Origin of the sequence: Pseudomonas sp. PA-6-3C, assembly GCF_021605825.1 — a bacterium.
GTDB lineage: Bacteria > Pseudomonadota > Gammaproteobacteria > Pseudomonadales > Pseudomonadaceae > Aquipseudomonas > Aquipseudomonas edaphica.
Genome location: NZ_WKDV01000022.1, coordinates 82,757 through 103,819 on the forward strand (window position 1 = coordinate 82,757; position 21,063 = coordinate 103,819).

The following is a 21,063-nucleotide window of genomic DNA, read 5'->3' on the forward strand; positions in this document are numbered from 1 at the left end:
ATACGCCAGCAGGGCTGCTCAAATCGACCGTTGGTTGACACGCTGCGACAGCTCATCGGCGCTTTCCTTGCGCTCTGAATAGCGGTCCACCAGGTCCGGGCGATCACGCAGCAAAACGGTGAACTTCACCAACTCTTCCATCACATCCACCACGCGATCGTAGAGCGCCGATGGTTTCATGCGGTCCTGGTCATCGAACTCCATGAACGCCTTGGGCACCGAGGATTGGTTGGGGATCGTGAACATGCGCATCCAGCGCCCCAGCACGCGCAGTTGGTTGACGGTGTTGAACGATTGCGAGCCGCCGGACACCTGCATCACCGCCAGCGTTTTGCCCTGGGTCGGGCGAACGGCGCCGAGGGCCAGCGGCACCCAGTCGAGCTGGGCCTTGAACACTGCCGACATCGAACCGTGGCGCTCGGGCGAGCACCACACCTGGCCTTCGGACCATTGCATCAGGTCCAGCAGCTCCTGGACTTTAGGGTGATCGATGGGCGCATCGTCGGGTAACGGCAGGCCCGAAGGGTTGAAAATCCGCGTGTCGGCTCCGAAGTGGCGCAACAGCCGCGCGGCTTCTTCCACCAGCAAGCGGCTGAATGAGCGCGGGCGTGTGGAGCCGTAAAGCAGCAGGATGCGCGGCGGGTGGCCAGGCCCGACAGGCAGCGGGCCTGCGAGGGTGCTGTTGAGATTGGGCAGGGTGGTCATTATGTTCTCCGGTTAAAGCGCTGCGATGCGGGCCAGTTCTGCCTTCAACTCGGCAGCGCTGAGTTGGGCGAAGGGCAAGGCCAGGAACGCCTTGCAACGCCTTTCGATGGTGCTGAGCGTGGCCTTGAAGGCGGCGTCTACACGGGCCTCGTCACCCTGAACATCCGACGGGTCTTCCAACCCCCAGTGCGCCTTCACCGCCGGCCCGAAATACACCGGGCACGCTTCGCCCGCAGCTTTATCGCACACGGTTATCACCACATCCGGCGGGCTGCCCTCAAAGGCCTCATTGCCCTTGCTGTACAAACCTTCGGTACTGATGCCCGCTGCCTGCAACGTGCTCAGGCTGCGCGGCAGCACCTGGCCCTTGGGGAAACTGCCGGAGCTGATCGCCTCGAAACCTGCTGGCGCCAGGTGGTTGAACATCGCCTCGGACAAGATGCTGCGGCAGCTGTTGGCGGTACACATGAACAGGACTTTCATAGCGGTATTTCCTTCAGAGACTCAGGCGCAAGGCGAGGGCGGCGAGGGTGATCAACAGCACCGGCAAGGTCAGCACGATGCCGACCTTGAAGTAATAACCCCAAGTGATGGTGATGCCTTTGCGCGCCAGGATATGCAGCCACAGCAAGGTGGCCAGGCTGCCGATCGGGGTGATTTTGGGGCCCAGGTCGCTGCCGATCACGTTGGCGTAGATCATCGCGTCCTTGACCACGCCCACGGCATGGCTGGACTCGATCGACAGCGCGCCGATCAGCACCGTCGGCAGGTTGTTCATCGCCGACGACAACAGCGCCGTCAGCACGCCGGTGCCCATGGCCGCGCCCCACACGCCGTAGGTGGCAAAAGTGTCGAGCCAGGTCGCGAGGTAGGTGGTCAGGCCTGCGTTACGCAGGCCGTAGACCACCAGGTACATGCCCAGGGAAAACACCACGATCTGCCACGGCGCTTCTTTCAACACTTTGCGCGTAGAGATCTTGTGGCCCTTGGCGGCGATCACCAGTAGCAAAACGGCGCACACGGCAGAAATCGCACTGATGGGAATGCCCAGCGGCTCTAGCGCGAAACAGCCCACCAGCAAGATACCCAGCACCCACCAGCCCGCGCGAAAGGTCGCACGATCGTGGATGGCGCTGGCGGGGTCTTCCAGGTCGGCCGGGTCGTAGGCTTGGGGAATATCGCGGCGAAAGAACCACAGCAGGACCCCAAGGGTGGCGGCGACACTGACGAAGTTCACCGGCACCATTACTGCTGCGTACTCGTTGAAGCCGATCTTGAAGTAATCCGCCGAGACGATATTCACCAGGTTCGACACCACCAGCGGCAAGCTCGCGGTATCCGCGATGAACCCAGCGCCCATGACAAACGCCAGGGTGGCCGCCGGGGAAAAGCGCAAGGCCAGCAGCATCGACATGACGATGGGCGTGAGGATCAACGCGGCGCCGTCGTTGGCAAACAGCGCCGAGACCAGCGCGCCCAGCAACACCATATAGGCAAACAGCCGCCGGCCACGCCCACGGCCCCAGCGCGCCACGTGCAGGGCGGTCCAGGCAAAGAAGCCGGCTTCGTCGAGCAGCAGGCTGATGATGATCAGCGCAACAAAGGTGCCGGTGGCGTTCCAGATGATGTGCCACACCACCGGAATATCCGCCAGGCTGATCACCCCGCAGGCCAGGGCCAGAATGGCGCCCATGCTTGCACTCCAGCCGACCCCGAGGCCTTTGGGCTGCCAGATGACCAGAACGATGGTGAAGATAAAAATGCCAATTGCGACAAGCATGAATAAACGCTCCGATGGCTCAGCAGCAGGTGCTGGCCCGTTGTGGTCGGTCACCCATGGCATCAAGACGCTGTGCGTCGTGGTGCAACCAGGGTTGGTTGGCTTGCAAGGTAGTGTCCAGCACTTGCGTGACCCAGGCGGGCAGTGCCGGGTTGATGCGGTAGTAGATCCATTGGCCCTGACGACGATCCAGCAGCAGCCCGCAACTGCGCAGTTGCGCCAGGTGCCGGGAGATCTTTGGTTGGCTGTCGTCCAGAGCATGGATCAGTTCGCACACGCAAAGTTCGCCTTCGCGCAGGATCAATAACGTCAAGCGGGCGCGAGTCGCGTCAGCCAGGCATTTGAACAGGGTGGGCGGTGAGAAGGGGGCCGACATGATCAGGGTCTTCTTTGTATATGGTTATCCGAATATACGAATATCCATATATGTAGGTCAATTCCTGAATTCGATTGATGTGGATCAAACCCCGCTCAATCCACCACAAGTGACTGAAATTAAAATGAAACACGAATGTCCTAAAGTGCCTGCCCATTGCTGATGAAGGATGAACCCGCGTGACCCGTGCCACTCGCAACCTGCGCAAGACCCTCGATTCCGTCGCGGACAATAACGAAACCGCGGCGTTTGACCTGATGCGCGCCGTCGAAAAGCTCGGCGATGAAGTGCTGCGCCAACGCCTGCTCAACACCATTCACCGGCTCAATCAGGACGCCCATGAATTGCGTGAGGCGCGCGACTCGGTGGAGCAGGTATCGGTCAAGCTCGCCTGAGTGAGCAAGATCGTTCAAGACAACCCGCTTTAAACGCTGGCATGCTTGTCGACTGTCTGTCGATGAGCCGTCTCCATGCCCACTGCCTTACCGCATTACGCCTTCGCCCGCGGCGCTATCGCCGTTATCCCGTTATCCCTGGCCTGTGCGCCGTGGGGGCTGCTCGCCGGCTCCATGGCCATTGATGCGCAATTTACCCCGCTGCAGGCCCAGGGCTTGTCCGCCATCGTGTTTGCCGGTGCCGCGCAGCTGGTGGCCATCGGCATGGTCAAGAGCGGCGCCAGCCTGATCTCGATCGTGCTGACCACGCTGCTGCTGACTTCCCAACATTTGCTCTACGGCATGCACATGCGCCCGACACTCTCGTCACTCAACGCCCGCTGGCGCATGAGCTTGGGCTTTCTGCTGACCGATGAGTTCTTCGCGCTGGTCAACCACTATGACCGCGAGACGTTCAATCGCTGGTATGCGCTGGGGGTGGGCCTGACGTTCTACATCGCCTGGAACCTCTTCACCCTGGCTGGCATCGTGCTTGGCAAAAGCATTCCCGGGCTTGACCAGTTGGGGTTGGAGTTTTCGATTGCCGCCACCTTTATCGCGTTGATCACACCCGTGGTGCGTGATGTGCCGACGGTTGTGTGCGTGGCGGTGTCGTTGCTGTTTTCGGTGTGGTTGAGCTTTTTGCACTGGGAGTCGGCGGTGGTGGTGTCCGGGGTGTTGGGCATGAGTGCGGGGTTTGCCTGCAAGCGGCTGGGGGTAGGGCAGAAGTGATCTACATCATGATTGTGGCCATGGGGCTGGTGGTTTTTCTTAACCGATACCTGTTTATCGAGCCGCGCCTGCCGGTACGGCTTAATCGGGGGGCGCGGGAGTTCCTGGGGTTTGCGGTGCCGGGCATGCTGACGGCGATCTGCGGGCCGATTATTTTTCTCGCTGATCACACGCTGAATTTGAGCCCCACGAATCCTTACTTGCTGGCGGGAGTCTGCGCGGTGGCCTTGATGTTTTGGACGCGTAGCGTGTTGATTACGGTGCTGTTGAGCATGGGATTGTTTTATTTGTTTCGGTGGTGCTTTTGAGAGGGGCTATGGGTGTATATCCGTTGCTGCGGTGACGGATATGTACACCAAAAGACCGCCATCGCAGCATAGGCATCTACACAACCGGTTAACACGAAGTCTGTTGTAAGTGGGCTGTTGTGGCGAGCAGGCTTGCCCTGCGTTGGGCTGCGAAGCGGCCCCAGTAAAGGCACTGCAATTTTCCTGAAAGAACTCAGCGACTGGGTTTGGGGCTGCTTCGCAGCCCAACGCAGGCGGTGCGACGATTCGACAAGCCTGCTCGCCACAGGAGAAATTGGCTGCCTTCAAAAGTTGTGTAGATACCTATGGCCATCGCAGGCAAGCCAGCTCCCACAGGATGAGCCGGTTGCTACAGTGGAATCGGCGTTACACCACGCAGCACCAAGTCACTGATAAACCCCAGCCAATCCTGCTGATGCTCCTTATCCCCCAAGTCTTCACCCAGGAACGAACTGAGCGTGTGGCGGTTGGAGTTGTAGAAGTAGCAGAGCGAGGCAATCATCAAATACACGTGCTTGAGGTCGATGTCCTGGCGAAACACACCTTGGGCCTGGCCGGCTTCGATGATCGGGCGCAACACGCCAACCGCTTCGCCCGACAGCCTGCGCATTTCGCCGGACTGCTGGGCATGCTTGCCCTGGTGCAGATTCTCGATGCTTAGGATCGCCACAAACTCGGGGTGCTTGACGTAGTAGCTCCAGATAAATGCCACCCGTTCGCGCAAGGCTTGCACGGGGTCTCCCAGGTCCAGCTTGAGTTTGCTTTCGGCTTTATTGAACTGTTCATAGACATGTTCCAGCACACAGACGAACAGGTGTTCCTTGCTGCCGAAATAGTAATAAAGCATGCGGTCGTTGGAGTCGGCGGCCTTGGAAATAGTGTCGACGCGCCCACCGGAATAGCCGTCGCGAGTGAACACCTTGACTGCCGCCTGCAAGATACGCGCACGTGTCTGGTCGGCCTGTTGCGCTCGAATTCCGGTCTTCTTGATCGCCATCACAAAGCGCCTTGCCGCCAGTCTGGGCGCGAAATATAGCATGGGCTTTTTCGTGCCCGTTCTATGACCGACAAGTTCTGTAATAAAAACGCCATTGCGCTGGGGATTGGATCCTAGTCGGGCTATTTTGGTGCACCTCAATAAATAGAGTAGCCATGGATGAAATACCAACCCTTCAGCCGTACCCTGATTGCCACTGCGCTGGTGTTGACGGTCAACGGCGTGCAAGCCGCCTCACAGGCCCCGGTGGCCGGTGAAAACGGCATGGTGGTGACCGCCCAGCATTTGGCCACTCATGTTGGCGTGGATGTACTCAAGGCCGGCGGCAACGCAGTGGATGCGGCGGTTGCCGTGGGCTATGCGCTGGCCGTGGTGTACCCGGCAGCGGGCAACCTCGGTGGCGGCGGCTTTATGACCGTGCAGCTGGCAGATGGGCGCAAGACCTTCCTGGACTTCCGTGAAAAAGCCCCGCTGGCGGCCACTGCCGACATGTACCTGGACAAAGACGGCAAGGTGATCGACGGCCTCAGCGCCAAGGGCCACTTGGCCGTCGGCGTACCCGGCACCGTGTCCGGCATGGAAACCGCGCTGAACAAATACGGCACCCTCAAGCGCGCCCAGGTGATTGCCCCGGCGATCAAACTGGCCGAAAACGGCTTTGAACTGGAGCAGGGCGATATCGACCTGCTGCACACCGCCACCGGCGAGTTCGAAAAAGACAAAGACCTGCGCGGGATCTTCCTGCACAACGGCCAACCGATGCAGGTCGGCCAGAAACTGGTGCAGAAAGACCTGGCCAAGACCCTCAAGGAAATCTCCGCCAAGGGCACCGACGGCTTTTATAAAGGCTGGGTGGCCAAGGCGCTGGTGGATTCCAGCCAGGCCGGCAAGGGCATCATCACCCAGGCCGACCTCGACAAATACAAGACTCGCGAGCTGGCGCCCATCGAGTGCGACTACCGTGGCTACCACGTGGTCTCGGCACCGCCGCCAAGCTCCGGCGGTGTGGTGATCTGCCAGATCATGAACATCCTCGAAGGTTACCCGATGGCCGACCTCGGCTATCACTCGGCCCAAGGCCTGCACTACCAGATCGAAGCGATGCGTCACGCTTACGTGGACCGTAACAGCTACCTGGGTGACCCGGATTTCGTCAAGAACCCTATCGCGCACCTGTTGGACAAGGACTACGCCGCCAAGCTGCGTGCCGCCATTGAGCCGCAGAAGGCGGGTGATTCCCAGGCGATCAAGCCGGGTGTGTCGCCCCATGAAGGCAACAACACCACGCACTATTCGATCGTCGACAAGTGGGGTAACGCGGTGTCCGTGACCTACACCCTCAACGACTGGTTCGGTGCCGGCGTGATGGCGAGCAAGACCGGGGTGATCCTCAACGATGAAATGGACGACTTCACCGTCAAGGTCGGTGTGCCGAACATGTACGGGCTGGTGCAGGGCGAAGCCAACGCCATCGCACCGGGCAAGGCGCCGCTGTCGTCGATGAGCCCGACCATCGTCACCAAGGATGGCAAGGCGGTGATGGTGGTCGGTACGCCGGGCGGCAGCCGGATCATCACCGCGACCTTGCTGACCATCCTCAATGTCATCGACTACAAGATGAACATCCAGGAAGCCGTGGACGCGCCACGCTTCCACCAGCAGTGGATGCCTGAAACCACCAACCTGGAAACCTTCGCGGTAAGCCCTGACACCCAGAAGATTCTGGAAAGCTGGGGCCACAAGTTTGCCGGCCCCCAGGATGCCAACCACTTGGCGGCGATCCTGGTGGGTGCGCCTTCGCTGGGTGGCAAGCCCGTGGGCAACAACCGTTTCTACGGGGCTAACGACCCACGCCGCAATACCGGATTGTCGCTCGGTTACTGAGGTGTGAGGTGTTGATTCAGGAAGGCCAGGGACAGCGCCAGGCTGTCGTGGGATAACTGGATGGCGGCGCCCTCGGCGCTGCCCTGGGCTGCCGGTATCACCCGTTCGAACATGTGGTTTTCATACGCCTGCACTGCGGCTGAGCAGTCAGGCGTGTGGAGCAGGTGCTGGGCCAGTTCGGCCGCATCGAGCATCGCGGCATTTACGCCTTCGCCGCCAAACGGCGACATCAGGTGCGCCGCATCCCCAATCAACGTCAACCCCTGGCGGTGGACCCAGCGATGGCCCACCGGCAGGGCGTGGATGTGCCTGGCCAGGACGGTTGCATTTGCCGCTTCAAACAGCGCCAGAATGTCCGGGTGCCAGCCTGCAAACTGAGCCTTGAGTGCAGGCAGGCTGAGGTGGTCGGCTGCCCACTCGGTGGGCACGCGAAAAATCGCATACCCGCGCAGATGCGCATGGGCGTTGCGCTGCACGATGATCGCTTTGGCGCCGCCCAGCACTTGCAGGCTGCCGCGCCCCACCAGCGTGGCAATGTGCGGGTGTTGGCGGTCGACATCATCGATGCCGAATTCGATAAACGTCAGCCCGCTGTACTGCGGCAGGTAGGGCGAGAGCAATGGGCGCAGTTTGGACCAGGCGCCATCGGCACCGACCACCAGGTCGAAGGGGCCGTGGGTGATCTCGCCTTGATGCAGTGTCCAGCGTGCAACACCGGCCGGGCGGATGTCATTGATGTTCACACCCCATTTCACACAGCCTTCAGGCAGCGAATCCAGCAGGATCTGGCGCAATTGGGTGCGGTCGACTTCCGGGCGCTCGCCGTCATCGGGGTTGGGGGCTTCGAACAGCAGATGGCCGTGCTGATCCATCAGGCGCGCACCTTGGTCTTCATAGCGCGCGATACGCCGGAAGGCGTCTTCCAGCCCGGCCTGCTGCAGCGCCAGTTGGCCGGATTCGACATGCAGATCCAGGGTGCCGCCCTGGGGGCGTTCCAGAGGCCCGCGTTCGCGTTCGAATACGCAGGCGGCCACGCCGTGGCGGTGGAGGATACGCGCCAAGGTCAAACCGCCGGGGCCGGCGCCGACAATGGCGATACGCAGTGAGATGGTCATGCAAGATGTCCTCGGCACGGCTGGGCAAGCAGTTGCTCGACCGCCTCAAAGGCTATGGCGCGGCGTGCTTCCCAGTCGCCACGAATCACCAGGGCGGGTTGCTGATGCTGTTCGATCCAGTCCAGGCTGCCCTGGAAAAACACCCGGCGATCCGCCAGTTCCGGCTGGCAGCGCTGGCCGTCGGCGCTCCATTCCACGTCCTCGGGGGACAGCAACAGGTGCAGGTCGTAATGGCGGGCCAGCAACTCATCATCCAGCCACGCCGGGTAATCACCGAACAGGGTCTGGCTCCAGAGTTTGTTGGTCAGCAGGTGGGTGTCGAGGATCAGCAGGCGAGGCTGCTCGGCGCGCGCAGCGTCTTCCCAGGCCAGTTGGCCACGGGCGATGGCCGGGATGTCCGCCAGGGTAGTGTCGCGCTGGTAATGGTCGATGAAGTAGCGCACGTATTCACCCACCATCAACCCACCGAAACGGGCGTGCAGTTGCGCGGCCAGCCAGCTTTTGCCGCTGGATTCGGGGCCGGCCAGTACCACCACTTTCATGCGTGCAACGCCGGGTCGGCGCGCCATTCACGCCAGCCTTGTACGGCGATCGCGGTGAACAGTGCATACAGCGCGGCGGTAAGGTAGAGGCCTTTGTAGAGGAACAGGCCGACGAAGATCACGTCCACGGCGATCCACAGCGGCCAGCATTGCACGCGTTTTTGCGCCATCCACATTTGCGCCACCAGGCTGAAACCGGTGAGTGCGGCGTCGAGCCAGGGTTGCGCGGCATCGGTCCAGTGGGCCATGGCGGCGCCGAGCAGGCCACTGAACACGGCACCGACGGTGAGGCTGACCATGATCGCGGACCAGCCCAGGCTGGTGACCTGGCGACCCTGCGCGACCTCACCGGCGCGGGTCCACTGCCACCAGCCGTAGAGTTGCAGGGCGGCGTAGACCACTTGCAGGAGCATGTCGGAATAGAGTTTTACGTCGAAGAACACCCAGGTGTAGAGCAGCACCATCACCAGGCCGATGGGCCAGCACCAGGGGTTTTGCTTGACCGTCAGCCAGACAGCGATCACCCCCAGGGCGGCGGCGAACAATTCAAGCCCGGACATGGCGGTTCCTTGGGAGAGTGGGTGAGGGCGGTGATTGTAACCAAGATGGTGGGACGGAGGAATGCTCGTTCCCACGCTCTGCGTGGGAATGCATCCCCAGACGCTCCGCGTCAGGCCTGGACGCAGAGCGTCCGTGGCGGCGTTCCCACGCGGAGCGTGGGAACGAGCATGAGTGCTAGATCTTGAACTGGCGCAACAACCCTCCAAGCTGCTCACTCAACCCACGCAAATGCGCGCTCGCCACACTGGACTGCTCCGCCGCCAGCGCCGTGCTGTGGGACAAACCCGCCGCCTGGGTGACGTTCTGGTTGATATCCTCCACCACGTGCGCCTGTTGCAAGGTCGCGCTGGCGATCGAGGCATTCAGCCCATTGAGGTTGCGCAACGCCTGGCCAATGGCGGTGAGGCTCGCACCTGCCTGGCCAGCTTGTTCAATGGTCAGTTGCGAGGCACTGTGGCTGTCGCTGATCACTTTGACCGCCGCTTCCGAATGCCCTTGCAGGCGCTCAATCATCACCTGGATTTCGGCGGTGGATTTCTGCGTGCGCTGGGCCAACAGCCGCACTTCATCGGCGACCACGGCAAACCCGCGACCCTGTTCACCGGCACGCGCCGCCTCGATGGCGGCGTTGAGGGCCAACAAGTTGGTCTGGTCGGCAATCGAACGGATCACTTCCAGCACACCACCAATCTGTGTGCTTTCACTGGACAGCGTGCGGATCACCTCCACGGCCTGGCTGATGGTGCTGGAGAGCTGGTCGATCTGTTGCAGGCTGCCGTCGATATTCACCTGGCCCTGCTGCGCCTGGGCCTGGGCGTCGCGCATTTCGCTGGCGGCATGCTCGGCATTTTTTGCCACGTCCTGCACGCCATAGGTCACTTCGTTGATCGCGGTAGCCACCAGCTCCATCTGCTGGGATTGTTGCTGGCTACGGTCGTGGGCCTGGCTGGCATTGGTGCCCAGTTCCGTGGAAGATTGGCCCAGCGCGTTGGCACACTCCTGTAACTGGCCGACCACCTGGCGCAGCTTGGCGGTAAAGCTATTGAAGTGCTGCGACAATTGAGTGACCTCGTCGCGCCCGTGGGTGTCGAGGGTGCGGGTCAGGTCGCTTTCGCCGCTGGCAATATTGCCCATGGCATTCACTGCCGCCTGCAATGGATGCACAATGCTGCGCGCGATCAGGATCACCAACAGCGCCATCAGCAGCGCAATGCCCAGGCCGATCAACGAGGCTTTCCACACCTGGCCGGTGAATTCGGCCTGCACATCGTCCACGTACACGCCCGAGCCGATAATCCAGCCCCACGGCTCGAACAGTTGGATATACGAGGTCTTCTCCACCGGCGCGTCGGCGCCCGGTTTGGGCCAGCGATAGTTGACGATGCCGGCGCCCTTGGCCTTGGCCAGGAGCACAAATTCATTGAACACCGCAAAACCGTCCGGGTCGCGGATGGCCGAGAGGTTCTGGCCGTCGAGCTTGGGGTTGGCCGCGTGCATGATCATCACGGGCGTCAGGTCGTTGATCCAGAAGTAATCATCGTGGTCGTAGCGCAAGCCACGGACTGCGCTGAGGGCTTGCTGTTGCGCGGCCTCGCGGGTGAGAACGCCGGTTTTTTCAAGGTTCTGGTAGTAAGCCAGCACGCCGCTGGCGGTTTGCACCACGTGCTGGGTCTGCTGGCGTTTGGCCTGGTAGAGGTCGCCATGGATCTGCTTTAGCATCAACAGCCCCAAGGTTAGCAGCATCAACACGGCGACTATCAGGATCAGCCAAAGACGGCGGCTGATCGACATGCTGCGCAAACTGTTCATCGTCCTGTCACTCCGTGCTTTTTATAATTGTGTGCTGCATCGACAATTCCAGCTTGTCTGATAGGCTTTCGGCCTGTAATCGAAAAACCTGAGTACTCCCTGATTTTTCACGAAATTTTTGCGCACGGCTGGTGAAAATCCGCAGCGCATCACGATTGCACGTGGTCAGTGAACATTAAAAAGACAGACAAGGCATGCCGCAGCGCATGACCTTTGGGGGATACATGGATTTTTGGACCGCCATACAGGCATTGATTCTTGGCGTGGTGGAGGGGCTGACCGAGTTCCTGCCGATCTCCAGCACCGGGCACCAGATTATCGTCGCCGACTTGATCGGCTTCGGCGGAGAACGCTTTGAAGCGTTCAACATCATTATTCAACTGGGCGCGATCCTCGCGGTGGTCTGGGAGTTTCGGCGCAAGATCCTCGACGTGGTGATCGGCTTGCCGACCCAGAGCAACGCCCAGCGCTTTACCGTCAACCTGATCATCGCAGTGCTGCCGGCGGTGGTGTTGGGGGTGATTTTTGCCGACCTGATCAAGCATTACCTGTTTAACCCGATCACGGTGGCCACCGCGCTGGTGGTGGGCGGGGTGATCATGCTGTGGGCCGAGCGCCGCCAACATGCAGTGCACGCTGAAACGGTGGATGAGATCACCTGGAAAGACGCGCTCAAGGTCGGTGTGGCCCAGTGCCTGGCAATGATTCCAGGCACTTCGCGCTCCGGCGCGACCATTATCGGCGGCCTGTTGTTCGGCCTGTCGCGCAAGACCGCCACCGAGTTCTCGTTCTTCCTGGCCATGCCGACCATGGTCGGCGCGGCGGTGTATTCGGGCTACAAGTACCGTCACCTGTTCCAGCCCGATGACGTGCCGGTGTTTGCCATCGGCTTTGTCACCTCGTTCATCTTCGCGATGATTGCGGTCAAGGCGTTGCTCAAGTTCATCGCCAGCCACAGTTACGCGGCGTTTGCCTGGTATCGGATTGCGTTTGGCCTGGTGATCCTGGCGACCTGGCAGTTTGGCTGGATCGACTGGACGGCGGTCAAGCCATGAGCATTCAACACCCGCGCTTGAAGGCGTTCATCTTTGTTTTGCTATGCGCCGCGCCGCTGACTGGCGCGGCACTGTTGTGGCATCGCGGCGAGACGCTGATCCCGCTGGCCGCCTATGGCGTGGTCAGCGTGGTGGCGTTTTTCCTGTACTGGGGCGACAAACGCAAGGCCCAAGCCGAAGGCCCGCGCGTGCGCGAAAATATCCTGCATGCCGTGGAGCTGGCGGGCGGTTGGCCGGGGGCGCTGATTGCCCAGCAGGTGTTTCGCCACAAGACGCGCAAGGTGTCGTATCAGGTGCTGTTCTGGGTGATTGTGTTGCTGCACCAAGTGTTCTGGCTGGACCAGTTGCTCCTGGGCGGCACGCTGCTCTCGGTTTTATAGTGTTGAGGCGTCTGGGATATTTCCTACGCGATTGCGGGAGGCAACTTACCCAGACGGCCCTGTAAACCGGCAACAGGCTCGCGTTATGCTTCGGGCACTTGAGCGCACGGGGCCCACACGAATGTCTTTTTCAGATTCATTGCTCCATCATTCGGCAACTGAGCTTGCAGCGCTGATTCAACAGCGCAAGTTTACTTCCACCGCTATCGTCAGCTTTTACCTTGCGCGTATCGAGGCGCTCAACCCCTCGGTCAACGCGCTGGTGCAGGTCTGTGCCGATACGGCGTTGGCCGATGCCTGGGCGGTTGATCGTGCTATCGCCCAAGGCGAGTATGGCGGCGTGTTGCAGGGCGTTCCCTTCACGGTCAAAGATGTTTTCGATACCCGTGGGGTGGTGTCGGCAGCGGGTCTGGTTGATCGGGCTCATTATTGTCCTCAGCACGATGCTGTTGCAGTGACGCGCATGAAAGCGGCCGGCGCCATTCTTTTGGGTAAAAGCAACTGCCCGCCGGGCGGTGGCGGTGGAGTGACCGATAACCCGGTCTACGGCGCTACCCGTAACCCGCATGCGCTGTCCCATGGCCCCGGCGGCAGCAGCGGTGGCGAAGCTGCTGCGGTGGCTGCCGGCCTTTCGCCGCTGGGGCTGGGCAGCGATTCGGGTGGCAGCCTGCGCATACCGGCGCATTTTTGCGGGGTCAGTACCTTGAAGCCCACCACGGGCCGGGTGCCCAACACCGGGGTTTTCGATCACCCGGGTGGGTTGAGTGATAGCCGCAGCCAGATCGGCCCGATGGCCCGGCATGTCGAAGACCTGGACCTGGTGTTCCGGGTGATCGCCGGTGAGGATGGGCACGATTGTGGGGTGATTCCAATGCCGCTGCCGGATATGCCTCCACAGGCACTGAATGGTTTGCGCGTCGCCTGGTACAGCGAGGGCGGCATCGAACCGGTAGACACATGTACCCAGGTCACGCTGCAGGTGGCTGCCGACTTGCTGGCAGGTGCGGGCGCCGTGGTCCGTCAGGCGTTCCCTTCGGCATTACGTAATGCTCGCGATATTACCGAGCGCTACTGGGCAATGGGCAAAGGCTCCGGGGCACAGGCGATACAGTTGCTCTCGGATTGGGATCAGTTTCGCAGTGCCATGCTGGGGTTCATGGCGGACTACGACATTATCCTGTGCCCGGTTGACGCGGCCTCGGCGCCGCTGCTGGGCACCGCCCGGCCAGGGTTGTTCAGCCATACGCTGCCATACAGCCTGGCCGGCTGGCCCTGTGTGGTGGTGCGCGCCGGTACTGCTGACTCGGGTTTGCCGGTGGGTGTACAGATCGTTGCACGGCCCTGGCACGAGCATTTGGCGCTGGGGGCGGCGATGGCCATTGAGCGCGCACTGCCGTTTGCGCGTTGAACCATCAATCCAGCTTCAGTCCCACCTGCGCGCGCTTGGGCAATTTGCTTACCACCAACTGGTGCGAGCGCTGCAACAGGCCACGCAGTTCCTCGGCGCCCAGCGGGTAGGGCGTGTTCATGATCACCCACTGCGCCCGCGCCAGGTACGGCGCGGGGTGGATGCCAGGGCGGTCCACATGGCCGAGGAACAGCTCCTTGTCGACCTTGAACGCCAGCGAGTCACCGCGCAGGTTCTGCAGGGCGAACATCTTGTTGCCGGCAATCGAGAACACGCGCACGCCGCCCCATTTGTAGTCTTCCCGCGCGCCGGGCAGGCCCAGGCAGAATGCCGCGACTTGTGCTTCGCTCATCTTCATAGCAAACGGTCTCCGCAACCCTTGAAGGCTTCTTCCAGATAGTCGATCCAGGCCCGAATCGCCGGTAACACGCCACGGCGGTGCGGGTAGACCGCCTGCAACCAGCCGCCCGGCGAAGACCATTGCGGCAGCAACTGCACCAATTGGCCGCTGGCCAGCTCCTCTTCGCAATACATCATTGGCAGCAGGGTAAAGCCCAGGCCCTGCAAGGCGCAGGCTTTGCGCACGATAAAGTCGTCGATGCCCAGGCGCGCTTCCATGGATAGGTTTTCGGTATTGCCCTGCGGGTCGATCAACCGCAAGTGCACCAGGCGATCGGCCTCAAGCGCAGCGAGTACCGGCAATTGCTTGAGATCGTCCGGGGTGTTGATTTGGCGGCCTTGCAGGAACTGCGGGCTGGCCACCAAGACTGTCTGGGCCTGGCGCAGGCGCTTGGTCACCAGCAACGGGTCTTCATCGCCCAACTCGCGCACGCGCAGGGCCACATCGATACCTTCGGCCACCAGGTCGACGCGTCGGTTGACCAGGGTCATCTCCAGCTGCACCAGTGGGTGAGCGGCGAGAAAGCCGGCAACGATGCCTGGCAACATGTGCTGCGCCATGCCCACCGGACAACTCACGCGCAGGCGCCCGCGGGGTTCGCTGGACATGCTGGCCACGGCCTCGTCGGCCATTTCCGCTTCCAGCAGCATCGCCTGGCAATGGCGCAGGTAGCGCTCGCCGACGGCAGTGAGGGTCAATTGCCGCGTGGTGCGTTGCAACAGGCGGGCGCCAAGGCGTTCTTCCAGTTCAGCGATGCGCCGCGACAGCCGTGACTTGGGAATCCCCAGCAGCCGGCCGGCCGCCGCAAAGCCGCCGGCTTCGACGACTTTGGCGAAGTAGTAGAGGTCGTTGAGGTCTTGCATGGTCAACCTATTGTCCTGTCAGTGGGACGAACTATCCGCGTGTGGCGTGCGCAAATCCAGCCTAAAAAAAGCCAGCACCTTGCAGGCACTGGCTTTTGGAGGGTGAGAGGGCTTAGAACTGCGCCCCCGCCATCAACACATACTTCACGTGCACGTACTCCTCGATCCCGTAATAGCTGCCTTCACGCCCATAGCCGGACTGCTTGATGCCACCAAACGGGACCGACGCCGTGCCCACAGAACCCGAGTTGAGGATCACCATGCCGGCCTCCAGTTGACGTGACAGGCGCAACGACCGGCCCAGCGCGCTGGTGTAGGCATAGGCCACCAGGCCGAACTCGGTCTGGTTAGCGCGGGCGATGACTTCTTCTTCGTCCTTGAACGAGTAGACGGCGAACACGGGGCCGAAGATCTCCTCGGTCGCCAGCGGTGAATCGTCCTGCAAGCCGGTCAATACGGTCGGTTCATAGAACAGCCCGCCCTTGGCGTGGGGTTTGCCGCCCATCAGCACCTTGGCGCCCGCCGCCTTGGCGTCCTCGACCAGACGCACGACTTTGTCAAAACCCAGTTGATTGACCAGCGGCCCGACCACAAAGCCTTCGCGCAGGCCCTGGTCCACTTCGATGTTGGCGACGGCAGCCTTCATGCGTTCGATAAAGTCTTCGAGAATGCTGTGCTGCACAAAGATCCGGTTCGGCGAGATGCACACCTGGCCCGAGTTGCGCAGTTTGGCGCCGACCAGTCCTTTTACCGCTTCATCCAGGTTGGCGTCCTCAAACACAATAAACGGCGCATTGCCGCCCAGCTCCAGGGTCATCTTCTTGATAGTCGCTGCGCACTGCGCTGCGAGCAATTTGCCCACACCGGTGGAGCCGGTGAACGAGATCTTGCGGATACGTGGGTCGCCAGTGAGGATCAGGCCGATCTCCTTGGGATCACCCACCACCACTTCAAGCACACCGGCTTCGATACCGGCCTTGCGTGCGTAGTCCAGCAGCTTGAGGGCGGTGAGCGGTGTGTCTTCGGCGGGCTTTATCACCATGGTGCAGCCGGCGGCCAGGGCCGTGGCGACTTTGCGGGTGATCATCATGAACGGGAAGTTCCACGGCGTAATGGCCGCTACGGGGCCGATGGCTTCTTTGGTCACCATGACATTGGCATTGCGGTCGTGGGTGGGAATGGTGTCGCCATAAACGCGTTTGGCCTCTTCGGCGTACCACTCGATAAAGCCCAGGCCGTAGTCGATTTCACCTCGGGCTTCGCTCAGGCACTTGCCGTTTTCACGGCACAGCAGTTCGGCGAAGGCCTCCTTGTCCGCCTTAACGCTGTCGTGCCAGCGGCGCAGAATGTCGCTGCGCTCCTTGGCGAGTTTGCCGGACCATTCGGGGAAGGCGGCGCAGGTGCGGTCAACGGCGGCCTTGACCTGGGCTGAGGTGTGCTTGGCCACACGGCCGATTTCTTCGCCAGTGGCAGGGTTGTAGACGATAAGCATGGGCAAACTCCGAAGGCTGAAAGTGCTGTTTCAGGCTACGGAACACTGCGGGTTGAGCGAATATCCATTCCAATGTGCTGATTGCCTATTCCTATGAGTGCATAGCCATACCGGTGTTTGCGCAGTACCGTGCTGTTTTCGCCAGGAGCCATGCGCCATGGGCCGCACCCAAAAAATCATCGAGCTGATGGGGCGCTTGGCGCCTGTCGAAGGCTATAACCTGAGCGCTCTGGAGGATGTGCGTTTCCTGCGCTCAAATCGGCCGCTGCACCGGGTGTCGGTGCTGTACGACCCCGGCATCGTGATCGTCTGCCAGGGGCGCAAGCGCGGTTACCTGGGTGAAGAGATTTACCTGTACGACGCCCAGCATTACCTGGTGGTGTCGGTGCCGGTGCCGTTCACCATGGAAACCGAGGCCAGCGAAGCAGAGCCGATGCTGGCGGTGTACTTGCGCCTGGATTTCACCCTCGCCGCCGAATTGATGTTGGCGCTGGATGCGTTTCCCGAATTGCTCGAAGCCAAGCCGCGCGGCATGTATTCCTCGCCCATGGACGACAAACTCAGTGAGTCGCTGCTGCGGTTTCTCGAAGCCATGAGTGCGCCGATGGAGGCACAGGTTCTCGGCCCCGCGCTGATGCGCGAGATCTACTACCGCATCCTTACAGGCGAGCAGGGTGGTTCGATGCGCGCCGCGCTTAACCGCCAAGGCCAGTTCGGCAAGGTGGCACGCGCAATCCGCAAGATTCATGGGGACTACCACCAGCACCTGGACGTGGAAGCGTTGGCGCGCGAGGCGATGATGAGCGTGCCGAGTTTTCATGCGCACTTTCGCACGGTCACCGACACCTCACCGATGCAATACCTCAAGTCCACGCGCCTGCACCAGGCGCGTTTGCTGATGCTGCGCAACGACATCACTGCCGCCACGGCGTGTGCTCAGGTGGGCTATGAAAGCGCCTCGCAGTTCAGCCGAGAGTTCAAGCGCTTGTTCGGGCGTACGCCCCAGGAGGAGATTCAGTGGATGAAACGCACCTATGCGCTGCCGGCGCCTACGTCGGCATTGATTTATGTGTCTTCGCACTGAGTTGGCGAGCTAATTGTCCTGCTGGCAGGACGAACAATCACATTTGTGCCGTCTAATCGACTATTGGGTTCATGTGTAGGATTAACTTCATTCGATCGCCCAGCCGCGATCCTCACTTGGAGAACCCGCATGAAACTGTTGCATATCGATTCCAGCATCCTCGGCGACAACTCGGCTTCGCGTCAGCTCAGCGCTGGTGTGGTCAAGGCCTGGCAAGCGGCTGAGCCAGGTGTGGAAGTGACCTATCGTGACTTGGCTGCCGAAGGCATCAGCCACTTTTCCGGCCTGACCCTGGGCGCCCTGGGTACCGCTGCCGAATTGCGCGACGCCTTACAAAAACACGAGGCCGAACTGAGCGCTACGTCCCTGGCTGAATTCATCGCCGCCGACGCTGTAGTCATTGGTGCGCCGATGTACAACTTCTCGGTGCCGTCCCAGCTCAAGGCCTGGATCGACCGTATTGCCGTGGCCGGCCAAACCTTCCGTTACACCGAAGCCGGCCCTGAAGGCCTGTGCGGCGGCAAGAAGCTGATCATTGTTTCCACCGCTGGCGGTCTGCATGCGGGCCAGGCGAGCAATGTGGGGCACGAGGATTACTTGAAACTGGTGTTTGGCTTCCTCGGCATCACTGATATCGAATTTGTCCGCGCCCAAGGCCTGGCGTACGGTGAAGAAGTTCGCAGCAAGGCCTTGAGCGACGCCAACGTAGTGATCAACGAACAATTGTTCGCCGCCGCGTAAGGCTTGTGTAAAGTTCGCCTCTGTTCGGTTCCAATCTGAACCGGGGCGCCTAAACTCTGTATTCTGATCGCCTGAACGCGACCGGAGTACGGAGTTTTTTCGTTTACCCGCTGTCATTACTTTGGCCCAGGTTATGCACGCATGGGTTTATCACCCGGAGCGAGTGCCTTGGCCCATGGACTTTTCAAACCGACATGCCGCGGGTGTTGAACGTGGTCGCGCAGCAAAGGTGGACATCCCCATGATGCGTCTTTGTGCTGTTTTGGTTCTTTCCCTGCTCGGTGGCCTGATTTCAGTGCACGCCGCCCCGGCGCCGCACCCGCATTGGAGTGTGGGCTTTCATCGCATGAGTTTTCTCGACCCGCTGGATCAGCAGCCGATGAACGCCATCGCGTTCTATCCGTCCACCGATGACGAGCATTCCACGCAGTTGGGTCCCTACCACGTGGCTGCCACCCAGGATTCCAAAGTGGCCATCGGGCGTTTCCCGATGCTGATGTTGTCCCACGGCAACACCGGTACACCGCTGGCGCTGCACGACCTGGCCACTTCCCTGGCGCGCAAGGGGTTTGTAGTGGTAGCCGTGCTGCATCCCGGCGACAACTACAAGGATCACAGCCGCCTGGGCACGGTGAGCAACTTGTACGGGCGGCCGATTCAGATTTCCGCAGCCATTACCGCGACCCTGGGCGACACGATGCTGTCGCCGTTCGTCAATGTCGACCAGGTGGGGGTCATCGGTTATTCCGCCGGCGGCGAAACCGCGCTGATCCTGGCCGGTGCCAAGCCGGATTTCGACCGCCTGCGCCGCTATTGCCAGGAGCGCCCGGAAGACCGCGACGCCTGCACCACCAAAGGTGAACTGGTGGTCGACCGTGAAGACCTGCAGCCGCAAGCCGACCCGCGTATTCACGCCTTGATGCTGATGGCGCCGTTGAGCCTGATGTTTGGCCGCCACACGTTGGCCGATGTGCACGTGCCGGTGCTGCTCTACAGTGGCGACGGCGACAAGCTGGTGGCCGTGGACAAGAACGCCGCTGCCCTGGCGCGCAAACTGCCGCAGCCGCCGGATTTCAAACTATTGGCCGGGGCCGGGCACTTTGTGTTCATGGCGCCGTGTGACAGCGACCAACTGCTGGCCATGCCGGCGATTTGCACGGATGCCGACGGTGTCGACCGCGAAGGCATCCACCGCGACCTGATCTCGGAGGCGGGGCGCTTCTTCGTGCATACCCTGGGTCAGTCGACCCGCGCCGGTTTGCAGACCGCTGATCAGTAAGCGCGGCGCTTGAGCTGCACGGTCAGGCACAGGGCCGTGACCGACAGCAGCGCGGCGCAGAAGAAGATCCAGCCATAGCCGAGGTTCAGTGCCACGGCGCCCATCAATGGCCCGGCAATCGCCAGGGCCAGATCAAAAAACACCGCATACGCACTCAGCCCCGCGCCACGGCTGCTGTTGGGCACTTGCTTGATGGCCTCCACGCCGAGCGCCGGGTACACCAGCGACAAACCGAAGCCGGTCAGCCCGGCGCCGATCAGCGCCACACCGGTGGAGGGCGCCAGCCACAACAGGGTCAGGCCGACGGTCTCGATGGTCATGCAGGCAATCGCCGCGCTGAACCCGCCGAAGCGGCTGATGGCGGAGATAAACACCAGGCGCGACAAGATAAAACACACGCCAAACACCGTCAGGCAGTACGCCGCACCGACCCAGCCACGGTTGAGGTAATACAGGGTGATAAAGGTGGTCAGCGTGCCGTAGCCGATAGACGCCAGGCACAGGCTGGCGCCAAACGGCGCGATGCGCCCGAACACCGACCAGAATGGCAGCCGCTCGCCACGCACCACCGGCACCGACGGTTTATTGCGGATCAACACCAGGCCCAAGGCGGCCAACACGGACAGCGCGACGCCCAGGCTGGTGTAGCCATAATCGGCCACCATCACCACGCCCAGCGGCGCGCCAATCGCGATGGCGCCGTAGGACGCGATGCCATTCCAGGAGATCGAGCGCGCCGTGTGTTCGGCACCGACCGCGCCCATGCACCAACTGATGGTGCCAACGCCGATCAGGCCTTGGGCCACGCCGAGCAACAGCCTGCCGACGATCAACACCCCAAGGCTCACGGCGGGGATGCTTTCAAGCAAGGTTGCGAAAAATGTCAGCACGCCACTGACCAGGATGCCAGCCAAACCCAACACAATGGCGCGTTTGGTGCCGACGTTATCCGACATGCGCCCAGCCATCGGGCGGCTGAGCAGGGTGGCCAGGTATTGCGAGCCGATGGTGACCCCGGCGACTACGGCGCTGAAGCCCAGTTGTTCATGCACATAGCCTGGGATCACCGCAATCGGCAGGCCGATGCAGATAAACGCGATAAAGGTGTAGAAGACAAT

The 21,063-nt window shown here is 61.4% G+C and carries 23 protein-coding genes; 10 read left to right on the forward strand and 13 right to left on the reverse strand.

The annotated features are described in order from the left end of the window. Window positions 1-18: 18 nt before the first annotated feature. The 4 genes from arsH to GIW48_RS16425 are packed head-to-tail and all read right to left on the reverse strand — an operon-like array spanning window position 19 to window position 2,861. Window positions 19-708, reverse strand: a complete 690-nt coding sequence (arsH, locus tag GIW48_RS16410) for an arsenical resistance protein ArsH (RefSeq protein ID WP_419789517.1) — start codon at window positions 706-708, stop codon at window positions 19-21. 9 nt (window positions 709-717) lie between these two features. Then, the gene (locus tag GIW48_RS16415; RefSeq protein WP_170037474.1) at window positions 718-1,188 is read right to left on the reverse strand and encodes an arsenate reductase ArsC; all 471 of its coding nucleotides are present in this window, start codon (window positions 1,186-1,188) and stop codon (window positions 718-720) included. A 13-nt stretch (window positions 1,189-1,201) separates the two neighbouring features. Then, window positions 1,202-2,485 carry an arsenic transporter gene (locus GIW48_RS16420; RefSeq protein ID WP_099549721.1) on the reverse strand — a complete coding sequence of 428 codons (1,284 nt, stop codon included), beginning with the start codon at window positions 2,483-2,485 and terminating at the stop codon, window positions 1,202-1,204. A 19-nt stretch (window positions 2,486-2,504) separates the two neighbouring features. Next, window positions 2,505-2,861: a metalloregulator ArsR/SmtB family transcription factor gene (locus GIW48_RS16425; RefSeq protein WP_138454111.1), complete on the reverse strand. Its 357-nt coding sequence runs from the start codon at window positions 2,859-2,861 to the stop codon at window positions 2,505-2,507. A 179-nt stretch (window positions 2,862-3,040) separates the two neighbouring features. Here GIW48_RS16425 and GIW48_RS16430 point away from each other — a divergent pair, with 179 nt between their 5' ends. The 3 genes from GIW48_RS16430 (at window position 3,041) to GIW48_RS16440 (ending at window position 4,335) form a co-directional block, all read left to right on the forward strand. Continuing rightward, window positions 3,041-3,256, forward strand: a complete 216-nt coding sequence (locus GIW48_RS16430; RefSeq protein WP_017138831.1) for a hypothetical protein — start codon at window positions 3,041-3,043, stop codon at window positions 3,254-3,256. Between the two features lie 75 nt (window positions 3,257-3,331). Beyond that, entirely contained in the window at window positions 3,332-4,027 is a 696-nt protein-coding gene (locus GIW48_RS16435; protein WP_017138830.1) for an AzlC family ABC transporter permease, read from the forward strand. After that, window positions 4,024-4,335 carry an AzlD domain-containing protein gene (locus GIW48_RS16440; RefSeq protein WP_017138829.1) on the forward strand — a complete coding sequence of 104 codons (312 nt, stop codon included), beginning with the start codon at window positions 4,024-4,026 and terminating at the stop codon, window positions 4,333-4,335. Before GIW48_RS16435 ends, GIW48_RS16440 begins: the two co-directional genes overlap by 4 nt. A gap of 349 nt (window positions 4,336-4,684) precedes the next feature. Here the strand turns inward: GIW48_RS16440 and GIW48_RS16445 are convergent, their stop codons facing one another. Continuing rightward, window positions 4,685-5,332: a TetR/AcrR family transcriptional regulator gene (locus GIW48_RS16445; RefSeq protein WP_176992183.1), complete on the reverse strand. Its 648-nt coding sequence runs from the start codon at window positions 5,330-5,332 to the stop codon at window positions 4,685-4,687. 159 nt (window positions 5,333-5,491) lie between these two features. On the opposite strand from GIW48_RS16445, the gene ggt reads away from it, so the two are divergent. Further along, window positions 5,492-7,216, forward strand: a complete 1,725-nt coding sequence (gene ggt / locus GIW48_RS16450) for a gamma-glutamyltransferase (RefSeq protein WP_170037464.1) — start codon at window positions 5,492-5,494, stop codon at window positions 7,214-7,216. On the opposite strand, the gene GIW48_RS16455 is transcribed toward ggt, so the two are convergent. The 4 genes from GIW48_RS16455 to GIW48_RS16470 form a co-directional block, all read right to left on the reverse strand. Beyond that, window positions 7,210-8,331, reverse strand: a complete 1,122-nt coding sequence (locus GIW48_RS16455) for an FAD-dependent oxidoreductase (RefSeq protein ID WP_236462295.1) — start codon at window positions 8,329-8,331, stop codon at window positions 7,210-7,212. The genes ggt and GIW48_RS16455 overlap by 7 nt on opposite strands. Beyond that, window positions 8,328-8,873 carry an AAA family ATPase gene (locus tag GIW48_RS16460; RefSeq protein WP_099549725.1) on the reverse strand — a complete coding sequence of 182 codons (546 nt, stop codon included), beginning with the start codon at window positions 8,871-8,873 and terminating at the stop codon, window positions 8,328-8,330. Before GIW48_RS16460 ends, GIW48_RS16455 begins: the two co-directional genes overlap by 4 nt. Then, window positions 8,870-9,433, reverse strand: coding sequence for a nicotinamide riboside transporter PnuC (pnuC, locus tag GIW48_RS16465; RefSeq protein WP_017138825.1), 564 nt, complete (start codon window positions 9,431-9,433; stop codon window positions 8,870-8,872). The genes GIW48_RS16460 and pnuC overlap by 4 nt, the downstream gene beginning before the upstream one ends. A 175-nt stretch (window positions 9,434-9,608) precedes the next feature. Next, window positions 9,609-11,243: a methyl-accepting chemotaxis protein gene (locus GIW48_RS16470; protein ID WP_099549726.1), complete on the reverse strand. Its 1,635-nt coding sequence runs from the start codon at window positions 11,241-11,243 to the stop codon at window positions 9,609-9,611. 224 nt (window positions 11,244-11,467) lie between these two features. On the opposite strand from GIW48_RS16470, the gene GIW48_RS16475 reads away from it, so the two are divergent. The 3 genes from GIW48_RS16475 to GIW48_RS16485 all read left to right on the forward strand — a co-directional run bounded on the left by GIW48_RS16475 (window position 11,468) and on the right by GIW48_RS16485 (window position 14,086). Then, window positions 11,468-12,298 (forward strand): undecaprenyl-diphosphate phosphatase, encoded by an 831-nt coding sequence (locus GIW48_RS16475; protein WP_170037458.1) that lies wholly within the window; start codon window positions 11,468-11,470, stop codon window positions 12,296-12,298. Then, on the forward strand, window positions 12,295-12,678 hold the full coding sequence (locus GIW48_RS16480; protein ID WP_170037455.1) for a DUF1294 domain-containing protein: 384 nt from the start codon (window positions 12,295-12,297) through the stop codon (window positions 12,676-12,678). The genes GIW48_RS16475 and GIW48_RS16480 overlap by 4 nt, the downstream gene beginning before the upstream one ends. A 121-nt stretch (window positions 12,679-12,799) precedes the next feature. Beyond that, window positions 12,800-14,086, forward strand: coding sequence for an amidase (locus GIW48_RS16485; protein ID WP_170037452.1), 1,287 nt, complete (start codon window positions 12,800-12,802; stop codon window positions 14,084-14,086). Window positions 14,087-14,090: 4 nt separating this feature from the next. Here the strand turns inward: GIW48_RS16485 and GIW48_RS16490 are convergent, their stop codons facing one another. The 3 genes from GIW48_RS16490 to GIW48_RS16500 form a co-directional block, all read right to left on the reverse strand. Then, window positions 14,091-14,444 (reverse strand): MmcQ/YjbR family DNA-binding protein, encoded by a 354-nt coding sequence (locus GIW48_RS16490; protein ID WP_017138820.1) that lies wholly within the window; start codon window positions 14,442-14,444, stop codon window positions 14,091-14,093. Beyond that, the gene (locus GIW48_RS16495) at window positions 14,441-15,349 is read right to left on the reverse strand and encodes a LysR substrate-binding domain-containing protein (protein WP_017138819.1); all 909 of its coding nucleotides are present in this window, start codon (window positions 15,347-15,349) and stop codon (window positions 14,441-14,443) included. The genes GIW48_RS16490 and GIW48_RS16495 overlap by 4 nt, the downstream gene beginning before the upstream one ends. Before the next feature lie 112 nt (window positions 15,350-15,461). Then, complete coding sequence (locus GIW48_RS16500; RefSeq protein WP_236462297.1) at window positions 15,462-16,841, reverse strand: NAD-dependent succinate-semialdehyde dehydrogenase; 1,380 nt, start codon at window positions 16,839-16,841, stop codon at window positions 15,462-15,464. A gap of 157 nt (window positions 16,842-16,998) precedes the next feature. Between GIW48_RS16500 and GIW48_RS16505 the strand changes: the two genes are divergently transcribed. From GIW48_RS16505 to GIW48_RS16515, 3 genes are all read left to right on the forward strand, one after another. After that, window positions 16,999-17,925, forward strand: a complete 927-nt coding sequence (locus tag GIW48_RS16505; RefSeq protein WP_236462301.1) for an AraC family transcriptional regulator — start codon at window positions 16,999-17,001, stop codon at window positions 17,923-17,925. Window positions 17,926-18,054: 129 nt separating this feature from the next. After that, window positions 18,055-18,666: an FMN-dependent NADH-azoreductase gene (locus tag GIW48_RS16510; protein ID WP_236462304.1), complete on the forward strand. Its 612-nt coding sequence runs from the start codon at window positions 18,055-18,057 to the stop codon at window positions 18,664-18,666. A 241-nt stretch (window positions 18,667-18,907) separates the two neighbouring features. Further along, on the forward strand, window positions 18,908-19,945 hold the full coding sequence (locus GIW48_RS16515; protein WP_017138815.1) for an alpha/beta hydrolase family protein: 1,038 nt from the start codon (window positions 18,908-18,910) through the stop codon (window positions 19,943-19,945). On the opposite strand, the gene GIW48_RS16520 is transcribed toward GIW48_RS16515, so the two are convergent. Next, on the reverse strand, window positions 19,939-21,063 hold a 1,125-nt coding region (locus tag GIW48_RS16520; protein WP_236490672.1), incomplete at its 5' end, for an MFS transporter. The two genes, GIW48_RS16515 and GIW48_RS16520, sit on opposite strands and share 7 nt — an antisense overlap.